Annotated in this window: 16 protein-coding genes; 6 read left to right on the forward strand and 10 right to left on the reverse strand. The window is 69.2% G+C overall.

The features are described from left to right. Window positions 1-28 precede the first annotated feature (28 nt). The gene (locus ACSHSS_RS06230; RefSeq protein WP_006400020.1) at window positions 29-493 is read right to left on the reverse strand and encodes an Lrp/AsnC family transcriptional regulator; all 465 of its coding nucleotides are present in this window, start codon (window positions 491-493) and stop codon (window positions 29-31) included. A gap of 241 nt (window positions 494-734) precedes the next feature. Here ACSHSS_RS06230 and ACSHSS_RS06235 point away from each other — a divergent pair, with 241 nt between their 5' ends. Both ACSHSS_RS06235 and ACSHSS_RS06240 read left to right on the forward strand, forming a co-directional pair. Continuing rightward, window positions 735-1271, forward strand: coding sequence for a Spy/CpxP family protein refolding chaperone (locus tag ACSHSS_RS06235; RefSeq protein WP_006400019.1), 537 nt, complete (start codon window positions 735-737; stop codon window positions 1269-1271). A gap of 137 nt (window positions 1272-1408) precedes the next feature. Then, window positions 1409-1840: a PGDYG domain-containing protein gene (locus tag ACSHSS_RS06240; RefSeq protein ID WP_006400018.1), complete on the forward strand. Its 432-nt coding sequence runs from the start codon at window positions 1409-1411 to the stop codon at window positions 1838-1840. Between the two features lie 58 nt (window positions 1841-1898). Here ACSHSS_RS06240 and ACSHSS_RS06245 read toward each other — a convergent pair whose 3' ends face one another. From ACSHSS_RS06245 to ACSHSS_RS06280, 8 genes are all read right to left on the reverse strand, one after another. Then, the gene (locus ACSHSS_RS06245) at window positions 1899-2261 is read right to left on the reverse strand and encodes a DUF3022 domain-containing protein (RefSeq protein WP_006400017.1); all 363 of its coding nucleotides are present in this window, start codon (window positions 2259-2261) and stop codon (window positions 1899-1901) included. 58 nt (window positions 2262-2319) lie between these two features. Beyond that, window positions 2320-3108, reverse strand: coding sequence for a YhfC family glutamic-type intramembrane protease (locus tag ACSHSS_RS06250; RefSeq protein ID WP_105855432.1), 789 nt, complete (start codon window positions 3106-3108; stop codon window positions 2320-2322). Window positions 3109-3162: 54 nt separating this feature from the next. Continuing rightward, complete coding sequence (locus tag ACSHSS_RS06255) at window positions 3163-4206, reverse strand: LacI family DNA-binding transcriptional regulator (RefSeq protein WP_006400015.1); 1044 nt, start codon at window positions 4204-4206, stop codon at window positions 3163-3165. A gap of 287 nt (window positions 4207-4493) precedes the next feature. Next, window positions 4494-5459 carry a bifunctional glyoxylate/hydroxypyruvate reductase B gene (locus ACSHSS_RS06260; RefSeq protein ID WP_006412554.1) on the reverse strand — a complete coding sequence of 322 codons (966 nt, stop codon included), beginning with the start codon at window positions 5457-5459 and terminating at the stop codon, window positions 4494-4496. A 4-nt stretch (window positions 5460-5463) separates the two neighbouring features. Beyond that, window positions 5464-6744 (reverse strand): MFS transporter, encoded by a 1281-nt coding sequence (locus tag ACSHSS_RS06265; protein ID WP_006400012.1) that lies wholly within the window; start codon window positions 6742-6744, stop codon window positions 5464-5466. Window positions 6745-6880: 136 nt separating this feature from the next. Further along, complete coding sequence (locus tag ACSHSS_RS06270) at window positions 6881-7867, reverse strand: sugar kinase (protein WP_006404761.1); 987 nt, start codon at window positions 7865-7867, stop codon at window positions 6881-6883. 27 nt (window positions 7868-7894) lie between these two features. Next, window positions 7895-8659, reverse strand: coding sequence for a TIM barrel protein (locus ACSHSS_RS06275; protein WP_105855430.1), 765 nt, complete (start codon window positions 8657-8659; stop codon window positions 7895-7897). A gap of 220 nt (window positions 8660-8879) precedes the next feature. Continuing rightward, the gene (locus tag ACSHSS_RS06280; protein WP_445544724.1) at window positions 8880-9773 is read right to left on the reverse strand and encodes a LysR family transcriptional regulator; all 894 of its coding nucleotides are present in this window, start codon (window positions 9771-9773) and stop codon (window positions 8880-8882) included. Between the two features lie 112 nt (window positions 9774-9885). Between ACSHSS_RS06280 and ACSHSS_RS06285 the strand changes: the two genes are divergently transcribed. Continuing rightward, window positions 9886-10953 carry a YeiH family protein gene (locus tag ACSHSS_RS06285; protein WP_445544725.1) on the forward strand — a complete coding sequence of 356 codons (1068 nt, stop codon included), beginning with the start codon at window positions 9886-9888 and terminating at the stop codon, window positions 10951-10953. Between the two features lie 103 nt (window positions 10954-11056). Continuing rightward, window positions 11057-12790, forward strand: coding sequence for a ClcB-like voltage-gated chloride channel protein (locus ACSHSS_RS06290; protein ID WP_445544727.1), 1734 nt, complete (start codon window positions 11057-11059; stop codon window positions 12788-12790). Between the two features lie 15 nt (window positions 12791-12805). Here the strand turns inward: ACSHSS_RS06290 and ACSHSS_RS06295 are convergent, their stop codons facing one another. Beyond that, the gene (locus ACSHSS_RS06295; protein ID WP_006400005.1) at window positions 12806-13426 is read right to left on the reverse strand and encodes a TetR/AcrR family transcriptional regulator; all 621 of its coding nucleotides are present in this window, start codon (window positions 13424-13426) and stop codon (window positions 12806-12808) included. A 178-nt stretch (window positions 13427-13604) separates the two neighbouring features. Here ACSHSS_RS06295 and ACSHSS_RS06300 point away from each other — a divergent pair, with 178 nt between their 5' ends. After that, a complete protein-coding gene (locus ACSHSS_RS06300) occupies window positions 13605-14717 on the forward strand; it encodes an efflux RND transporter periplasmic adaptor subunit (RefSeq protein WP_006412558.1) in 1113 nt (370 codons plus the stop codon). Beyond that, on the forward strand, window positions 14714-16522 hold a 1809-nt coding region (locus ACSHSS_RS06305), incomplete at its 3' end, for an efflux RND transporter permease subunit (RefSeq protein WP_445544726.1). The genes ACSHSS_RS06300 and ACSHSS_RS06305, both read left to right, overlap by 4 nt.

The following is a 16522-nucleotide window of genomic DNA, read 5'->3' on the forward strand; positions in this document are numbered from 1 at the left end:
TACGCGCGGCTTGCGGCTCACCGGCCGCTCAGCCGCCGATGGTCCCGCGATCGATCTTGCGCGACAGGATGATCGACGTCGTCGTGCGTTCGACGCCTTCGAGCGTGCCGATCTGGTCGAGCAGATCGTTGAGCCGTTCCGGCGAATCGGCGCGCAGCCACGCGACGTAGTCGTATTCGCCGCTCACCGCGCATAGCAACTGCACTTCCGGCATGCGATCGAGCTTGCGCAGCACGTCCTTGCCGAACTTCGGCGTGAGGATGATGCCGACGTACGCGTAGATGCTCGCGTCGAGCACGTCCTGGCCGAGCCGCACGCTGTAGCCCGCGATCACGTTCGTGCGTTCGAGCCGCGCAATGCGCGCGACGACGGTCGTGCGCGCGACGTCGAGCTGCCGCGCGAGATCGGCAACGCTCGCACGCGCATTTGCTTGCAGCAACGCGACGAGTTGCCGATCGAGATCGTCGAGCTGGTCGAGACGGGGTGGACGCATGAGACTGTGCGCGGCGCCGCGCGCCGGCGAAGTGGAACGTGCCGCGATGATAGCGCGAACGCCGCTGCGCCCGAATGCCTCGCACACACCGACCTTTCAATTTCGATTCGTATCGGATGTAAGCAAGTGTCGCATTCGCTGCCGCGGCGCGGGCAACGTGCTACTAATAGCGGCGACGCGAGAGGCGCGCGCGGCAACGGCCGCCACGCCCGCTCGCAAGACACCACCCGGAGAGCCAATCATGAAGAAAATCTCGCTCACCCTCGCTACGCTCGTCGTTGCCGCCGGCGCCTTCGCGCAGACGCAACCGCAAACGTCCGCTTCGGCCGCGACGACGTCGGCCGCGTCCGCGCCGAGCGCGGAGCAGCGCGCCGCCCGTCGCGAAGCGCGCATCGAGCAGCGCATCAAGTATCTGCACGATCAGCTGAAGATCACGCCGGCGCAGGAATCGCAATGGAAGACGTTCGCCGACACGATGCGCGACAACGGCGACACGATGGGCCGCCTCTACCGTGCGCGGATGGAAAGCCGCAACGTGTCCGCCGTGGACGACATGAAGCAGTACGCGGAACTCGCGCAGGCGAACGCGGACGGCGCGAAGAAGCTCGCGGACGCGTTCGCGCCGCTCTACGAGAGCTTCCCGGCCGAGCAGAAGGCGCTCGCCGATACGACGTTCCGCAGCTGGCTGCACCACGGCGGCGAGCACCGCCGCAAGGGCAACGCGAAGGAAGGCAAGGCCGCGGCCGCCCCGGCCGCGAGCGCGCCGGCGCAGCCCTGATACTTCGGCCGTACCGCGGCCGCCCGCCCTGCCCGCCGCGGCCGGGCGGCGCCGCGCACACAGCCTGCAGTAGTCGACGCGCCTCACACGGCGCGTCAATTTCGGGATAAGCTCCCGGCTTTTCCCGCCCTTCCGCCATGCTCGAACTCAAGCACCTCGACCTGCGCACCGATCCGCAGGCCCGCCGCGTCGTCAAGGATGAAACCGTCACCGTCGCGTTCGCGGACGCCGCCGGCGAACTGATGAGCCTCGAAGGTCCGAACCGCTACGTCGCCGGCGACGCGCTGATCACGGGCTCGACCGGCGACCGCTGGGTCGTGTCGCGCGCGCGCTTCGACGCGAAGTACGTGCCGGCCGATCCGGCGCTTGCGCACGGCGCACCGGGCGCATACCGGAACCGGCCGACGGTCGTGCTCGCACGCCGGATGGACGAGCCGTTCGCCATCGCACGCTCGGAAAACGGCGATACGCTGCGCGGTGCGGCCGGCGACTGGGTCATGCAATACGCGCCCGGCGACTACGGCGTCGTGCAGGCGCAGCGCTTCGCGCAGGTTTACCGCGACGCGTGAGCGCGCGACGCGCGGGCCACACGTAATCCCGCAGTCACCTGATCACGCGCGCACGCCGTCACGCAAAGTCTTCGTCGAGCGCGAGTTCCGCTTCGCGCTCGACCGTCTCGCCCGCCGCATGCCGCTCTTCGAGCGAGCCGAGCATCGCCTCCGTATAGGCATGCAGCACCGCATGGCTGCGCGCGCGCTGCATCGGCTTCAGCGCCAGATAGCGGGCCAGCGCAGCCGGTGCGATCCGTACGTCGAGCGTCATCCGCTTCGGCGTCGCGCCGAAACGCATCGCGAGCCAGTGCACGGACAGAAAGCGTCCACGCGCGTCGCTACTTTCGACGAAGCGCGTCTGTTCCGGAAAGAGATCGCAAATGACGCGCGCGAGCGCATCGAATTCCGCGCTTGCGCAGTCAATCTGATAGTCGTCCATGTCATCCTCTGTCGCCGCGCGTCGGCACGGGCGTGGCGCATTCGTTCGTCCGCACCGCTCAGTGCGCCGCGCGCGGCGTGCGGCACGTCTTCACGAGCACGGCCGTCAGGACCGCCGCGATCACGAAGTACGCGGCCTCGGCCCACGCGGCCGGCAGCATCCTGACCTGATACAGCAACGCGGGCGCGGCCGCGAGCGCGTGCAGCACGATCGCCGCGGGCAGCACGCCGGCGCGGCCGGCCCGCACGCCGCGCCACACGAATACCGACAGCGCGACCTGCACCGCGAAGGCCGCAACGCGTTCGAGCAGCAGCAGCACGACGGTCGGCACCGACAGCGTCGCGAGCATCATCTGCAGCCGCACCACGGTGTCGGGCGGCAAGTCCGAAAGCTGGGCGTCGAGCTGGCCGCGGCTCGCGAGCCAGCCGAGATACGCCCACTGCCCCCATACCAGCACGCCGACGAACCACGCCTGCGCGCCGCCGTGCCCGATCCCGTAGCCGATCCCGCGCCCGTCGCCGGCCGACGTGCCGTAGCGGCGGCTCAGCCAGCGCATCCCGAGATAGCGGCCGAGCTCCTCGAACACGGCGGTCGCGAGCGCACTGTATGCGACGAACGCGAGCGGATGCGTGAGCCAGCCGCCGGCCGGCGTGCGGCTCAGCACGAGCGCGTGGAATGCGCGTTCGACGATCATCGCGGACAGCGCGAACATCGCGACGCCGACGATCGTGTCGCGGCGGTCGAGCGCAAGCGGCTTGCGCAGATAACGGAAGAGGACGAGCGGCAGCAGCGCGATGATCAGCGTGGCCGCAATCAGCACGGCCAGCGTGACGGGAGCAACGGTCATGGAGTTCCTTGTTGGGCGCGGCGCACCGAACGCGCCGCGTGCCCCGAATGATACTCAGCTTGCGGTCGACGCGCGCGCGATCAGCTCGCCGGGCAGCATCGCGACGCGCACGTCGCCGCCCGCGCCGTCGATCCGCTCGTGCACGAACTCGACCGCCTTGTAGCCGATCTCGTAGGTCGGCTGACGGATCGTCGTGATGCCGATCAGCTCGGCCCATTCCGGATCGTCGATCGACAGCAGCGCGGCGTTCGACTGCCACGCGGCGCCGAATCGGGCGCGCAGATGACGCGCGATCGCGAGCGCGACCGGCGCGTTTGCCGCGAACAGCGCGGCGCGCACGCCACGCCGCGCGGCATCGTCGATTCGCGCATCGAGTTCGGCCAGCGCGGCGGCGGCCGCCTGCGGCGCGTTGAGATCGAGCACGACCGTCGGCGACACCGGCATGCCGCGCGCGGCGAGCGCCGCACGGAACGCGGCTTCGCGCAGCCGCCGCGAGCTGACGTGCTCGAACGGCTGCACGACGAAATGGATCGCGTCGAAGCCGCGCTCGATCAGATGCGCGAGCGCCGTCTCGATCGCGTCCGCATTGTCGAGGCCGATCAGGTCGGCCTCGAAGCCCTCGACCGTCCGGTCGACGAGCACGGCCGGAATGCCGCCGCCGCGCAGCGGCCGCAGCACCTCCTCTTCGGCGCCGAGCGCGTTCACGATCAGCCCTTCGACGCGATACGTGGTCAGCAGCTGCAGAAAACGGCGCTCCATCTCGACTTCGTTCGCGGCGTGGCAGATCAGCGGCATGTAGCCGAGCGCGTGGCACGCCGCCTCGACGCCTTGCAGCACTTCGACGGTATACGGATTGGTCAGGTCGGCCGCGAGCATGCCGAGCAGCCGGTTGCGGCCGCGCTTGAGCCCGCGCGCCATCTGGTTCGGCCGGTAGTTGAGCCGCGCGATCGCGGCTTCGATCCGCTGGCGCAGATCGGCCGACAGCACGTGCGTCTCGCCGTTCAGATAGCGCGAAACGCTGGTCTTGCCCGTGCCGGCCTCGCGCGCGACGTCGCTGATCGTCGCCGGACGGGACGTGGAAAGTTGCGATTCGGTCACTGTGATGCCTCGCGACGGGCGATCCGCGCCGCTGCGTCGGCGGACGGACCTTTGTTGTTGGATACGAAAGCCACCTGGCGGACTCCTCTGTCGATCGGATGCCGACCGGAACCGGCGTGCCGCGCGGCGTCGCACGGACCGTCGTCGCGGGCGCGGCCGCGCGCATGCGCGACGAGCGGGCGATCATAACGCACGCCGCCCGCCGGCACCAAGACCGTCGATTCTAACGGCAGGCGTGCGGCCGGCCGGCCGCCCCCGGCGCGGCCGTGCCTCAGCGCCTCAGCGCCTCAGCGCGGCGCGAGCGCGTCCGGATTGACGAGGTTCGAGCGCAGCGTGCCGGCCAGCGCGCCGACCAGGTTTTCCGCCGCGCAACGCGCCATCGCATGACGCGTCTCGTGCGTCGCCGAACCGATGTGCGGCAGCGCGACGACGTTACGCATCTGCAGCAGCGGCGAATCGGCCGACAGCGGTTCCTTCTCGAACACGTCGAGCCCCGCGCCGCGGATCGTGCCGGCGCGCAGCGCGTCGATCAGCGCGGCCTCGTCGACCACCGGCCCGCGCGACGCGTTGATCAGGATCGCGCTGCGCTTCATCTTCGCGAATTCGGCCGCGCCGATCAGGTGGCGCGTCTCCGGCGACAGCGGCACCTGCAGGCAGACGAAATCCGACTGCGCGAGCAGCGTGTCGAGCGTCACGCGCCGCGCGCCGTATTGCGTCTCCGCTTCCGGATGCGCGGCGCGGTTCGTGTACAGCACCTGCATCCGGAAGCCGAGCGCCGCACGCCGCGCGACGGCGCCGCCGATGCGCCCGAGCCCGACGATGCCGAGCGTCTTGCCCTGCACGTCGGTGCCGTACAGCTCGGGGCCGATGCTGCGATGCCAGTGGCCGGCCTTCACCCATTCGGCGAGTTCGACGACGCGCCGCGCGGAGGCCAGGATCAGCGAGAACACGGTGTCGGCGGTCGACTCGGTCAGCACGTCGGGCGTGTGCGCGAGCACGATGCCGCGCCGCGTCAGATCGGCGACGTCGAAGTTGTCGTAGCCGACCGAAATCGTCGACCACGCCTTGAGGCGCGGCGCGCGATCGAGCATCTGCGGCGTGATCTTCAGGCTCGCGCCGATTGCGCCGTCGGCATCGCCGAGCGCATCGGCCAGCGCGTCGGCGCCGTCGGCCTGCACGACGTCCGCATGTTCGCGCAGATACGCGAGGACGTCATCGGGCAGCGGCTTGTACGCGACGATACGAGGCTTCATCGTTTCATTTTCCTTGCAGCGGCGCCGCGAGCGAATGGGCATCGCGCGGCTGGGGTTTGACGGACAGCGTCAGGATCACGGCGGCGACGAGCGCGGCGCTCATGAACGCATACGACGCCAGCGGCGAGCCGGTCGCGCCGTTCAGATAGCCGACGAAATACGAGCCGACGAACGAACCGAGCGCGCCCATGCTGTTGATCAGCGCCATCGCGCCGCCGGCGACGTTCTTCGGCAGCAGTTCCGGCACGATCGCGAAGAACGGGCCGTAGGGCGCATACATCGCGGCGCCCGCCACGACGAGCAGCGCGTAGGAGATCCAGAAGTGCGTCGAACCGAGCGCGAACGACGCGGCGAACGCGGCCGCGCCGACCAGCAGGAACGGCCACACGAACCCGCGCCGCGATCCGACCTTGTCCGACGCCCACGACGCGGCGAGCATCGCGATCGTCGCCGCGAGATACGGCAGCGCCGACAGCCAGCCGGTCGCGACCATCCCGAGCGCGGAGCCGTTCTTCACGATCGACGGCAGCCAGAGCACGAAGCCGTACACGCCGATGCTCCAGCAGAAATACTGCGCGCAGAGCTTGATCACGGCCGGCGAGCGGAACGCTTCGCCATAGTTGCGCACCGGCTTGATCGCCGCCTGCTCGGCCGCGAGCGTCGTCTCGAGATCGCGCTTTTCCTGCGCGGACAGCCACGGCGACTGCGCGGGCTTGTCCTGCACGAGGAACCACCAGCACACGGCCCAGAGGATCGCCGGCACGCCTTCCGCGATGAACATGTGGCGCCAGCCGAATTCGTGCACGAGATAGCCCGACACGACCGACATCCAGAGCACCGTCACCGGGTTGCCGAGGATCAGGAACGTGTTCGCGCGCGAGCGCTCGCTCTTCGTGAACCAGTTGCTGATGTAGATCAGCATCGCCGGCATCACGGCCGCCTCGACCACGCCGAGCACGAAGCGGATCACCATCAGCGACGGAATGTTGCTGACCACGCCGGTCAGCGCCGCGCACGCGCCCCACAGCACGAGGCTCACGAACACGAGCTTCTTCACGCTGCGGCGCTCCGCATAGATCGCGCCGGGAATCTGGAAGAAGAAGTAGCCGAGGAAGAACAGCGCGCCGATCAGCGACGACAGGCCCTTGCCGATCCCGAGATCCTGGTTGATGCCGGCCGCCGCCGCGAACCCGTAGTTCGCGCGGTCGAGGTAGGCGAGGCTGTAGGTGATGAAGACGATCGGCATGATCGTCCACCAGCGGCGGGGTGCGAGATTGGTTGCCATCAGAGTGTCTCCTGTGTCGACCGGAGCGCTTGCGTCGGCGTCGTCGATCGGGGTGATTGCTGCATGCGTTGCTGCGGCTTCGCGCATCGCGATGCGCGCGCGAAACCGGTTCGCGGATTGTGCCGTGTCCGGCCTCTCATTGCGCGACGAAGCTTTCCTCTACTCGCTCGGCCCGTTCGCGCTCGAGCCGGTCGAGCGCCGCGCGCGTCGGCAGCCCTTCCGAATCGCCGATCACCTGGATCGCGAGTGCGCCGATCAGGTTGCCGCGCGCAACCGCCTGCGCGACCGGCTTGCGTTCCAGCAGCGCGCTGACGACGCCGACCGCGAAGCCGTCGCCGGCGCCGACCGTGTCGACGACATTGTCGACGCGCTCGCCCGCGACCGTGCCCTCGTCGCCGTCGGCGGTGCGATAGTACGCGCCCTGCGGGCCGAGCTTGATGACGACGCCGCGCGCACCCTGATCGAGATAGAAGCGCGCGATGTCGGCCGGCGTGTCGCGGCCGGTCAGCTGCCGCCCTTCGGCGAGGCCCGGCAGCACCCAGTCGGCGAGCGCCGCGAGCGCGTTCAGCGTCGTCGCCATCGCCTCGGCCGACGGCCACAGCGTCGGGCGCAGGTTCGGATCGAACGAAATCGACTTGCCGGCTGCGCGCATCTCGCGCGCGAGATGAAACGCCAGTTCGCACGAGCTCGCCGAGATCGCCGGCGCGACGCCGGTCAGATGCAGGTGGCGCGCGCCGAGCACGTAGTCGGCCACGTAGTCGTCGCACGACAGGTGGCTCGCCGCCGAGCCCTTGCGGAAATATTCGACCGTCGGATCGCTGCCGTCGTCATTGCGCGACTTCAGCTGGAAACCGGTCGGGTAGCGCGTATCGACGGTCACGCACGACGCGTCGATCCCTTCGCGCGCGAGCGTGTCGAGCACGTAGCGGCCGAACGAATCGTTGCCGACGCGGCTCATCCAGCCCACCCGGAAACCGAGTCGCGCGAGCCCGATCGCGACGTTGAGATCGGCGCCCGCGATGCGCTTCGTGAACTGCGCCGCGTGCGCGAGATGGCCCGGCTGCGCGGCGACGAACATCGCCATCGCTTCGCCGTAGGTGACGATATCGAGTGCTGTCTGCATCAGTGAATCCTCCGTGTCCTGGGTGCGTCACGCGGCTGCGAGCCACGCGACGCGGCGCCGTGCGTCGGCCGCCGGATCGTGTGCGTCGAACGGAAACTCGATCCCGCGCGGCGCCTGCGGCGGCAGCGCCGCCAGCACGCCAGTCACGAGCGGATCGTCGGGCGCCGGCGCGACGGCGAAGCGGCGCGCGCCCTCGCCTTCGACGGCCTTGCAGTGGATGTATTCGACGTGCGGCGCGAGCGCGTGCGCGCATGCGAGCGGCGCTTCGCCCGGCCACTGCCAGTTGCCGATGTCGAACGTCATGCCGAGCGCATCGGGCAGGCCGCACGCCGCGAGCGCGTCGAACAGCCCGCGAAATTGCGCGAACGCGCCGCCGACCGCCAATTGCCCGTTCTCGACGACGACACGCGCACGCGCACCGCGCGACAGCGCAACGATGTCGGCCGCGTGCGCGTCGCCGGCAAAGCCGCCCAGCTGGAATTTCACGAAGCGTGCGCCGAGCGCGTCGGCTTCGGCGAGCGTGTCGCGCAGCGCTACCGCGTCGAGCGCGCCGTCGTCGGTGTACAGCGTGGCCGGCGTCGAATAGACCGACCACAACCCGTGTGCGGCAATCCGCTCGCCGAGCGCGGCCAGCGCGCCGGGCGCCGCGTCGTCGTCCGACGCGAACAACTCGCGCCGCACCTCGAATCCGGCCGCGCCGGCTGCTGCCGCCGCCGCGATGAATGCACTGTGGCCCGCCTGGCGCACACGGTCCATTCCGAATGCGCTCGCCACGATCACGATGTCTGCCATGATGCCCTTTTTCCCCGGCCTTGGAACCGGTTCCATTTGCTTGAGACGGATGGTGCGCTTCGCTTCGGGCGTGCACCATAGTGGAAATCCCTAGGATTGGCGGGTGGCCCGGACGCCGCCCCACGGGGCCGCCCCGCCCGCGCGACGCGCGCGTCCCGAGGCGCATCGTCCGTGCCTGCCGTCGCACTGTCGTGGTGCGCCGCGTGTGGGGCCGCGGCCGTTATCCGATTGTGTGCGCGACGCTCATCTCGAGGAACTGCGCGGCGGCCCGCGACGGCGCACTGCCATGCGGGACCAGAATCGAGAAATGCCGCGTGAGCGGCGTCGGCGCGAAAGAACGCATGACGAGCGCCGCATCGCGATGGCGCAACGACATCGCCGACACGAAGCCGACGCCCATGCCCGCGCGCACGGCCTCCTTCACGGCTTCGACGCCGGCGATCTCGAACGCAACGCGCATCGGCGCCGCGCACTGCGCGAACGCGCGCTCGACGAGCTGCCGCACGCCCGAGCCCTCCTCGCGCAGCACGAGCGGGTGCGGCGCGAGCGCGTCGAGCGTCACGCCGGCGTCGTACTCGGGCGCGGCGAGCGGATGGCCGGCCGGCACGATCGCGACGATTTCGTCCTCGTGCCAGACGTGCACCGCGGTACCGGGCGGCAATGCGTCGCCGGGCGGCCCTTCGATCATCGCGATATCGAGCGACGGCAACGCGGCGACGACGTCGGCCGTGTTGCCGCTCATCGTCTGGATCGCGATGCGCGGCGCACGCGGCTGAAAAGCGGCGATCAGGTACGGCAGCAGATAGCTCGCCGGCGTCGTGCTCGCGCCGATCCGCAGCGTGCCGGCATCGAGGCCGCGCACCGCGTCGCGAAACGCGCGTGCCTGCGCGAACGTGTCGCGCTGCGCCTTCGCGTACTGCGCGAGCTGCTCGCCGAGCGGCGTGAGCCGGATGCCGCGCCCGTCGCGCTGATACAGCGGCTCGCCGAATTCCTCCTGCAGCAGCCGCAACTGACCGGACACGGCCGGCTGCGATAGATGCAGCGCGACGGCCGCATGGCTGATGTTCAGATGCTCGGCGACGGCGGCGAACGTTATCAGTTGATCCGGGGTCATGGCGTCGAATTATCGGTTTGGCGGATAGTTTATGTCACAAATCACAATTTTTCATATCGATATAACGAATTTAGGATTAGACCATCGCAACGACGCTGTCACGGTGCCTCCCATGTCCACTGCCCCGACTCCCTCTCTCGGCCACGCCGCGCCGTCGATGCGCGGCCAGTTGAACGGCGTGCTGTTCGTCGCGCTGTTCGCCGCCGCCGTCACGAGCCTGTCGCAACTGCCTGCGATCGCCGCGCTCGGCCTGTCGCCGCTGATCGTCGGGATCGTCGCCGGCGCGATGTACGGCAATGCGCTGCGCGACGGCATGCCGGCGAGCTGGGCGGCCGGCGTGAACTTCTCCGCGCGCAAGCTGCTGCGCATCGCGGTCGCGTTCTTCGGGCTGCGCGTGAGCCTGCAGGAAATCGCGCAGGTCGGCCTGCCGGGCCTGACGGTATCGGTGCTGGTCGTCGTCAGCACGCTCGCGATCGGCACCTGGGCCGGCATGAAGCTGATGAAGCTGGACCGCGACGCGGCGCTGCTGACCGCCGCCGGCAGCGCGATCTGCGGCGCGGCCGCGGTGCTCGCGTTCGAATCGACGCTGCAGTCCAAGCCCCATCAAAGCGCGATGGCGGTCGGCAGCGTCGTGCTGTTCGGCACGCTGTCGATGTTCCTGTATCCGATCGCCTATCACGCCGGGCTGCTGAATCTCGATCCGGCCGGGCTCGGGCTGTTCTTCGGCGGCACGATCCACGAGGTCGCGCAGGTGGTCGGCGCCGCGAGCGACATCAGCCCGCAGGTCGCGCACGTCGCGACGATCGTCAAGATGACGCGCGTGATGCTGCTCGTGCCCGTGCTGCTCGTGCTCGGCTGGTGGCTCGCGCGCTCGGCGCAGACGGCAGCCGACGGCGCGCAGGGCAAGCGCAAGGTCGCGGTGCCGTGGTTCGCGCTCGGCTTCCTGGCCTTCGTGATCGTCAACTCGCTGAACGTGCTGCCGGCCGACGTCACGCATACGCTGAACGTGCTCGATACGTTCGCGCTGACGATGGCGATGACGGCGCTCGGGATCGAGACGCGCGTCGCGCAGATCCGCCAGGCCGGCCCGCGCGCGCTGACCACCGGGCTGATTCTGTACGTGTGGTTGATCGTCGGCGGCTACGGCATCACGTGGGCCGTGCAGCACTGGCTTGGCTGAGCCGCACGTCCGCACCGCTTCGCGCGCCGCGCCCGACGGGGATCTCCCGCGGGCGCGGCGCAGTGCTATGCTTCGCGTCGTTTTCCATCGCCCCCTGTCAGCCGTGCTCTCGTTCCTGCTGAAGCTGCGCACCCGCGCACAGACGCTGTTCCGCCTGTCGGATGCCCATACGATGCTGATCTGGTCGGCGATCGTCGGTGTCGGCGGCGCGTTCGCGACCATCGCGTTTCGCGAAGGGATCGACCTGATGCAGCATCTGATCGCCGGGCGCAGCGGCAGCTTCGTGCAAATGGCGCGCAGCCTGCCGTGGTACGTGCGCTTCTGGCTGCCGGCCGCCGGCGGCCTGCTCGCGGGCGGCGTGCTGCTGCTCGCGACGCGCGGCGAACACAAGTCCGGCAAGACCGACTATATGGAAGCCGTCGCGCTTGGCAACGGCATCGTGCCCGTACGGCAGAGCCTGTGGCGCAGCCTGTCGTCGCTGCTGACGATCGGCAGCGGCGGCTCGATCGGCCGCGAAGGCCCGATGGTGCAGCTCGCGGCGCTCGCCGCGTCGCTCGTCGGCCGCTTCGCGCATTTCGATCCGCCGCGCCTGCGGCTGCTCGTCGCGTGCGGCGCGGCGGCCGGCATCACGTCCGCGTACAACGCGCCGATCGCCGGCGCGTTCTTCGTCTCCGAAATCGTGCTCGGCACGATCGCGATGGAAAGCTTCGGGCCGATGGTCGTCGCGTCGGTCGTCGCGAACATCGTGATGCGCGAGTTCGCCGGCTATCGGCCGCCGTACGAGATGCCGGTGTTTCCGGCCGTCACGGGCCCCGAGGTGCTGCTGTTCGTCGTGCTCGGCGCGCTGTGCGGCGTGCTCGCGCCGCAGTTCCTGCATCTGCTCGACGCGTCGAAGAACCAGTTCAAGCGGCTGCCCGTGCCGCTGCCGGTGCGGCTCGCGCTCGGCGGGCTCGTGGTCGGCGTGATCTCGGTGTGGATTCCGGATGTATGGGGCAACGGCTACAGCGTCGTGAACGACATCCTGCATTCGCCGTGGACCTGGCAGGCGCTCGTCGCGGTGCTCGTGTTCAAGGTGCTCGCGACCGCCGCGACGACGGGCTCGGGCGCGATCGGCGGCGTGTTCACGCCGACGCTGTTCGTCGGCGCGGTATTCGGCTCGCTGTTCGGGCTCGCGATGAACGCGCTGTGGCCGGGCCACACGTCCGCGTACTTCGCCTATGCGATCGTCGGGATGGGTGCGTTCATGGCGGGCGCGACGCAGGCGCCGCTGATGGCGATCCTGATGATGTTCGAGATGACGCTCAGCTATCAGGTCGTGCTGCCGCTGATGGTGTCGTGCGTGTTCGCGTATTTCGTCGCGCGCGCGACCGGCACGACGTCGATGTACGAGATCACGCTGCGCCATCACCAGGACGCGGCCGAGCGGATGCGGCTGCGCACCACGCAGATGCGCGAGTTGATCCAGCCCGCGCAGACGGTCGTGCCGCTCACGGCGAGCGTCGCCGACATGACGCGCGTGTTTCTCGAATATCCGGTGAAGTATCTGTACGTGACCGACGACGCCGGGCGCTTTCGCGGTGCGGTCGCGCTGAAGGACATCACGTCCGACCTGCTCGACAAGCGCGACACGACCGACAAGACGGCCGCGCACTATGCGCACACGCCGTTTCCGCTGCTCACGCCCGACATGCCGCTCGCGACCGCGCTCGAACGCTTCATGGCGTTCAAGGGTGAACGTCTGCCGGTGATCGAGAGCGAGGCCGAGCCGACGCTCGCGGGCGTCGTGTACAAGACCTCGCTGCTCGACGCGTATCGGCGCATGACCGGCGAGCGCTGAGCCGCCGCGCCGCCGTCAATCGGGCGCGCGCCCCAGCACGACACGCGCGAAGAAGCCGGCCAGCACCGATTCGGCGGCCTCGGCCGACACGTGCTGCGGATCGGCCGTGTAATACGACTGCACGCCGTCGCACAGAGACATCAGTCCGAACGCCAGCGTTTCGGCCGGCAGCAGCAGCGGCGTGCCCGCGCGATCCGCGAAGCGACGGATGAATTCGGCCATCTGCACGCGCTTGCCGTGCAGGAACTGGTTGAAGCGCACGCGGAATTTCGCGTCGCGCGCCGCCTGCAGCTTCGCCTCGACCCATAGCAGCGAATACTCGTCGTCGCGAAACAGCTTTCGGTAATAGGCGAGCGCCATCGACTCCATCTGCTCGCGCGGCCCGCCCTCCTCGAAGATCGCCTCGAAATCGGCCTGCACCGACGCGTGATCGCGCTCCAGCAGCTCGAGCAGCAATTCCGACTTGCTGCGGAAGTTCGAATAGAACGCACCGCGTGTATAGCCCGCGGCTGCCGCGATGTCCTCGACGCTCGCGGCGACGTAGCCTTTCTTCAGAAAAATGCGATGTGCGGCATTCAGCAGACGTTCGCGCGTCTGGTCCCTGCTCTGCTCGCGAGTTAAGCGCTGTGGTTTCATGGCGCGCAGTCTAGCACCACTCCCCTTTCAGATTCATCTTTGCATTCGGATACATAGGTGTATTAGAATCCGCCGCAGTATCCGATCGTGCTGTCCGGGCGTCGCGCTCGCGCGGCCTCTTCGGGGCAGGCGCCGCCGCGCTTGCCGACCTCTTTCGCTCTCGTCCCTTGGGGGTTTCGTGAATCGCTCCGGTTCCCGTGCCGCGCTGCTGATCGGCGCCGCACTCGTTCTCGCCGCCTGTCATCCGAAGGAATCCGCGCCGCCGGCGCCGCGCCCGGTCGTCGCGCTGCCCGCGCGCGCGGATGCCGCCGCGTCCGCCTTCACGCTGCCCGGCGAAATCCAGCCGCGTTACGCGACGCCGCTGTCGTTCCGCATCGCGGGCAAGATCGTCGAGCGCAAGGTGCGGCTCGGCGATACGGTGAAGGCCGGCCAGGTCGTCGCACTGCTCGATCCGTCCGACGTCGAGAAAAACGCGGCGAGCGCGCAGGCGCAGCTCGACGCCGCCTCGCACCGGCTCGCATTCGCCAAACAGCAACTCGACCGCGACCGCGCGCAGGCGCGCGAGAACCTGATCGCGACCGCGCAGCTCGAGCAGACCGAGGACAGCTACACGGCCGCGCTCGCGCAGCGCGATCAGGCGCAGCAGCAGCTCGCGCTCGCAAAGAATCAGCTGCGCTACGCGACGCTCGTCGCCGATCATGCGGGCTACATCACCGCCGAGCAGGCCGACACCGGGCAGAACGTGTCGGCCGGCCAGCCCGTCTATCAGCTCGCGTGGGCCGGCGACGTCGACGTGGTCGTCGACGTGCCCGAAACGGCGCTCGCGGCGCTCTCGCCCGGCCATCCGGCGACGGTCACGCTGCCGTCGCTGCCCGGCCGCACGTTCGCGGCGAAGGTGCGCGAGATCGCGCCGGCCGCCGATCCGCAAAGCCGGACGTATCGGATGCGGCTCACGCTCGCCGCGCCGGATGCATCTGCGATCCGTCTCGGGATGACCGCGAACGTCGCATTCGATGGCGCGCCGCGCGCCGCCGACGCGCAACCGGTCACGCTGCCCGCGACCGCGCTGTTCCACGATGGCCCGCATCCGGCCGTCTGGATCGTCCGCGCGAAGGACGACACGCTCGAGCTGCGCCGCGTCGAGGTCGCGCGCTTCAACGAGCGCACGGTCACCGTGTCGCACGGCGTGCAGCCGGGCGAGCGCGTCGTGCTGCAGGGCGTGCATACGGTCAGCGCCGGCGAGAAGGTCCGCGCGATCGCGCCGCTGCATCCCGAGGATTTCGCGTCATGAGCGCGGCCCGCGAAGAAGGACGCTTCAACCTGTCCGCGTGGGCGCTGCGCCATCAGGCGCTCGTCGTCTATCTGATCGTGCTCGCGACGGTCGCGGGCATCCTCGCGTACACGCGGCTCGCACAATCCGAGGATCCGCCGTTCACGTTCCGCGTGATGGTGATCCGCACGTTCTGGCCGGGCGCGACCGCGCGCCAGGTGCAGGAACAGGTGACCGACCGGATCGGCCGCAAGCTGCAGGAAACGCCGGCGATCGACTTCCTGCGCAGCTATTCGCGGCCCGGCGAATCGCTGATCTTCTTCACGATGAAGGATTCCGCGCCGGTCAAGGACGTGCCTGAAACCTGGTACCAGATCCGCAAGAAGGTCGGCGATATCGGCTATACGCTGCCGCCCGGCGTGCAGGGTCCGTTCTTCAACGACGAGTTCGGCGACGTCTACACGAATATCTGGACGCTCGAAGGCGACGGCTTCTCGCCCGCGCAGCTGCACGACTATGCGGACCAGCTGCGCACCGTGCTGCTGCGCGTGCCGGGCGTCGCGAAGGTCGACTACTTCGGCGATCCGGCCCAGCGCATTTTCATCGAGGTCGACAACGCGAAGCTCACGCGGCTCGGCATCTCGCCGCAGCAGCTCGGGCAGGCGATCAATGCGCAGAACGACGTGTCGTCCGCCGGCGTGCTGACGACGACCGACGACCGCGTGTTCGTGCGGCCGAGCGGCCAGTTCGACAACGTCGCCGCGATCGCCGACACGCTGATCCGCATCAACGGCCGCACGTTCCGGCTCGGCGATCTCGCGACGGTGCGGCGCGGCTACGACGACCCGGCCGTCACGCAGATGCGCACCGCCGCGTCGGGCACGGGCGCCGGCAAGCCGGTGCTCGGCATCGGCGTGACGATGCAGCCCGGCGGCGACGTGATCCGGCTCGGCAAGGCGCTTGACGCGCAGTCGAAGGCGCTGCAGGCGCAGCTGCCGGCCGGCCTCAAGCTCACCGAGGTGTCGAGCATGCCGCACGCGGTATCGCACTCGGTCGACGACTTCCTCGAAGCCGTCGCCGAAGCCGTCGCGATCGTGCTGATCGTGAGCCTCGTCTCGCTCGGGCTGCGCACCGGGATGGTCGTGGTGATCTCGATTCCGGTCGTGCTCGCCGTCACCGCGCTCTTCATGTACCTGTTCGACATCGGGCTGCACAAGGTGTCGCTCGGCACGCTCGTGCTCGCGCTCGGCCTGCTCGTCGACGACGCGATCATCGCCGTCGAGATGATGGCCGTGAAGCTCGAACAGGGCTACAACCGCGCACGCGCCGCCGCGTTCGCCTACACGAGTACCGCGTTCCCGATGCTGACCGGCACGCTCGTCACGGTGTCGGGCTTCCTGCCGATCGCGCTCGCGAAGTCGAGCACCGGCGAATACACGCGCTCGATCTTCGAGGTCTCGGCGATCGCGCTGATCGCGTCGTGGTTCGCGGCCGTCGTGCTGATTCCGCTGCTCGGCTATCACCTGCTGCCCGAACGCAAGAAGCACGCGCACGACGCGCATCTGCCGGACGATCACGAGCACGAGATCTACGACACGCGGTTCTACCGGCGGCTGCGCGGCTGGATCGACTGGTGCATCGAGCGGCGCTTCGTCGTGCTCGCGATCACGGTCGCGCTGTTCGTCGTGTCGCTGCTCGGTTTCTCGCTCGTGCCGCAGCAGTTCTTCCCGAGCTCGGATCGCCCGGAGCTGCTCGTCGATCTGCGGCTGCCCGAAGGCGCGTCGTTCGCGGCGACGCTGCGCGAGACCCAGCGCGTCGAGTTTTTT

The organism is Burkholderia sp. BC1, assembly GCF_052683555.1.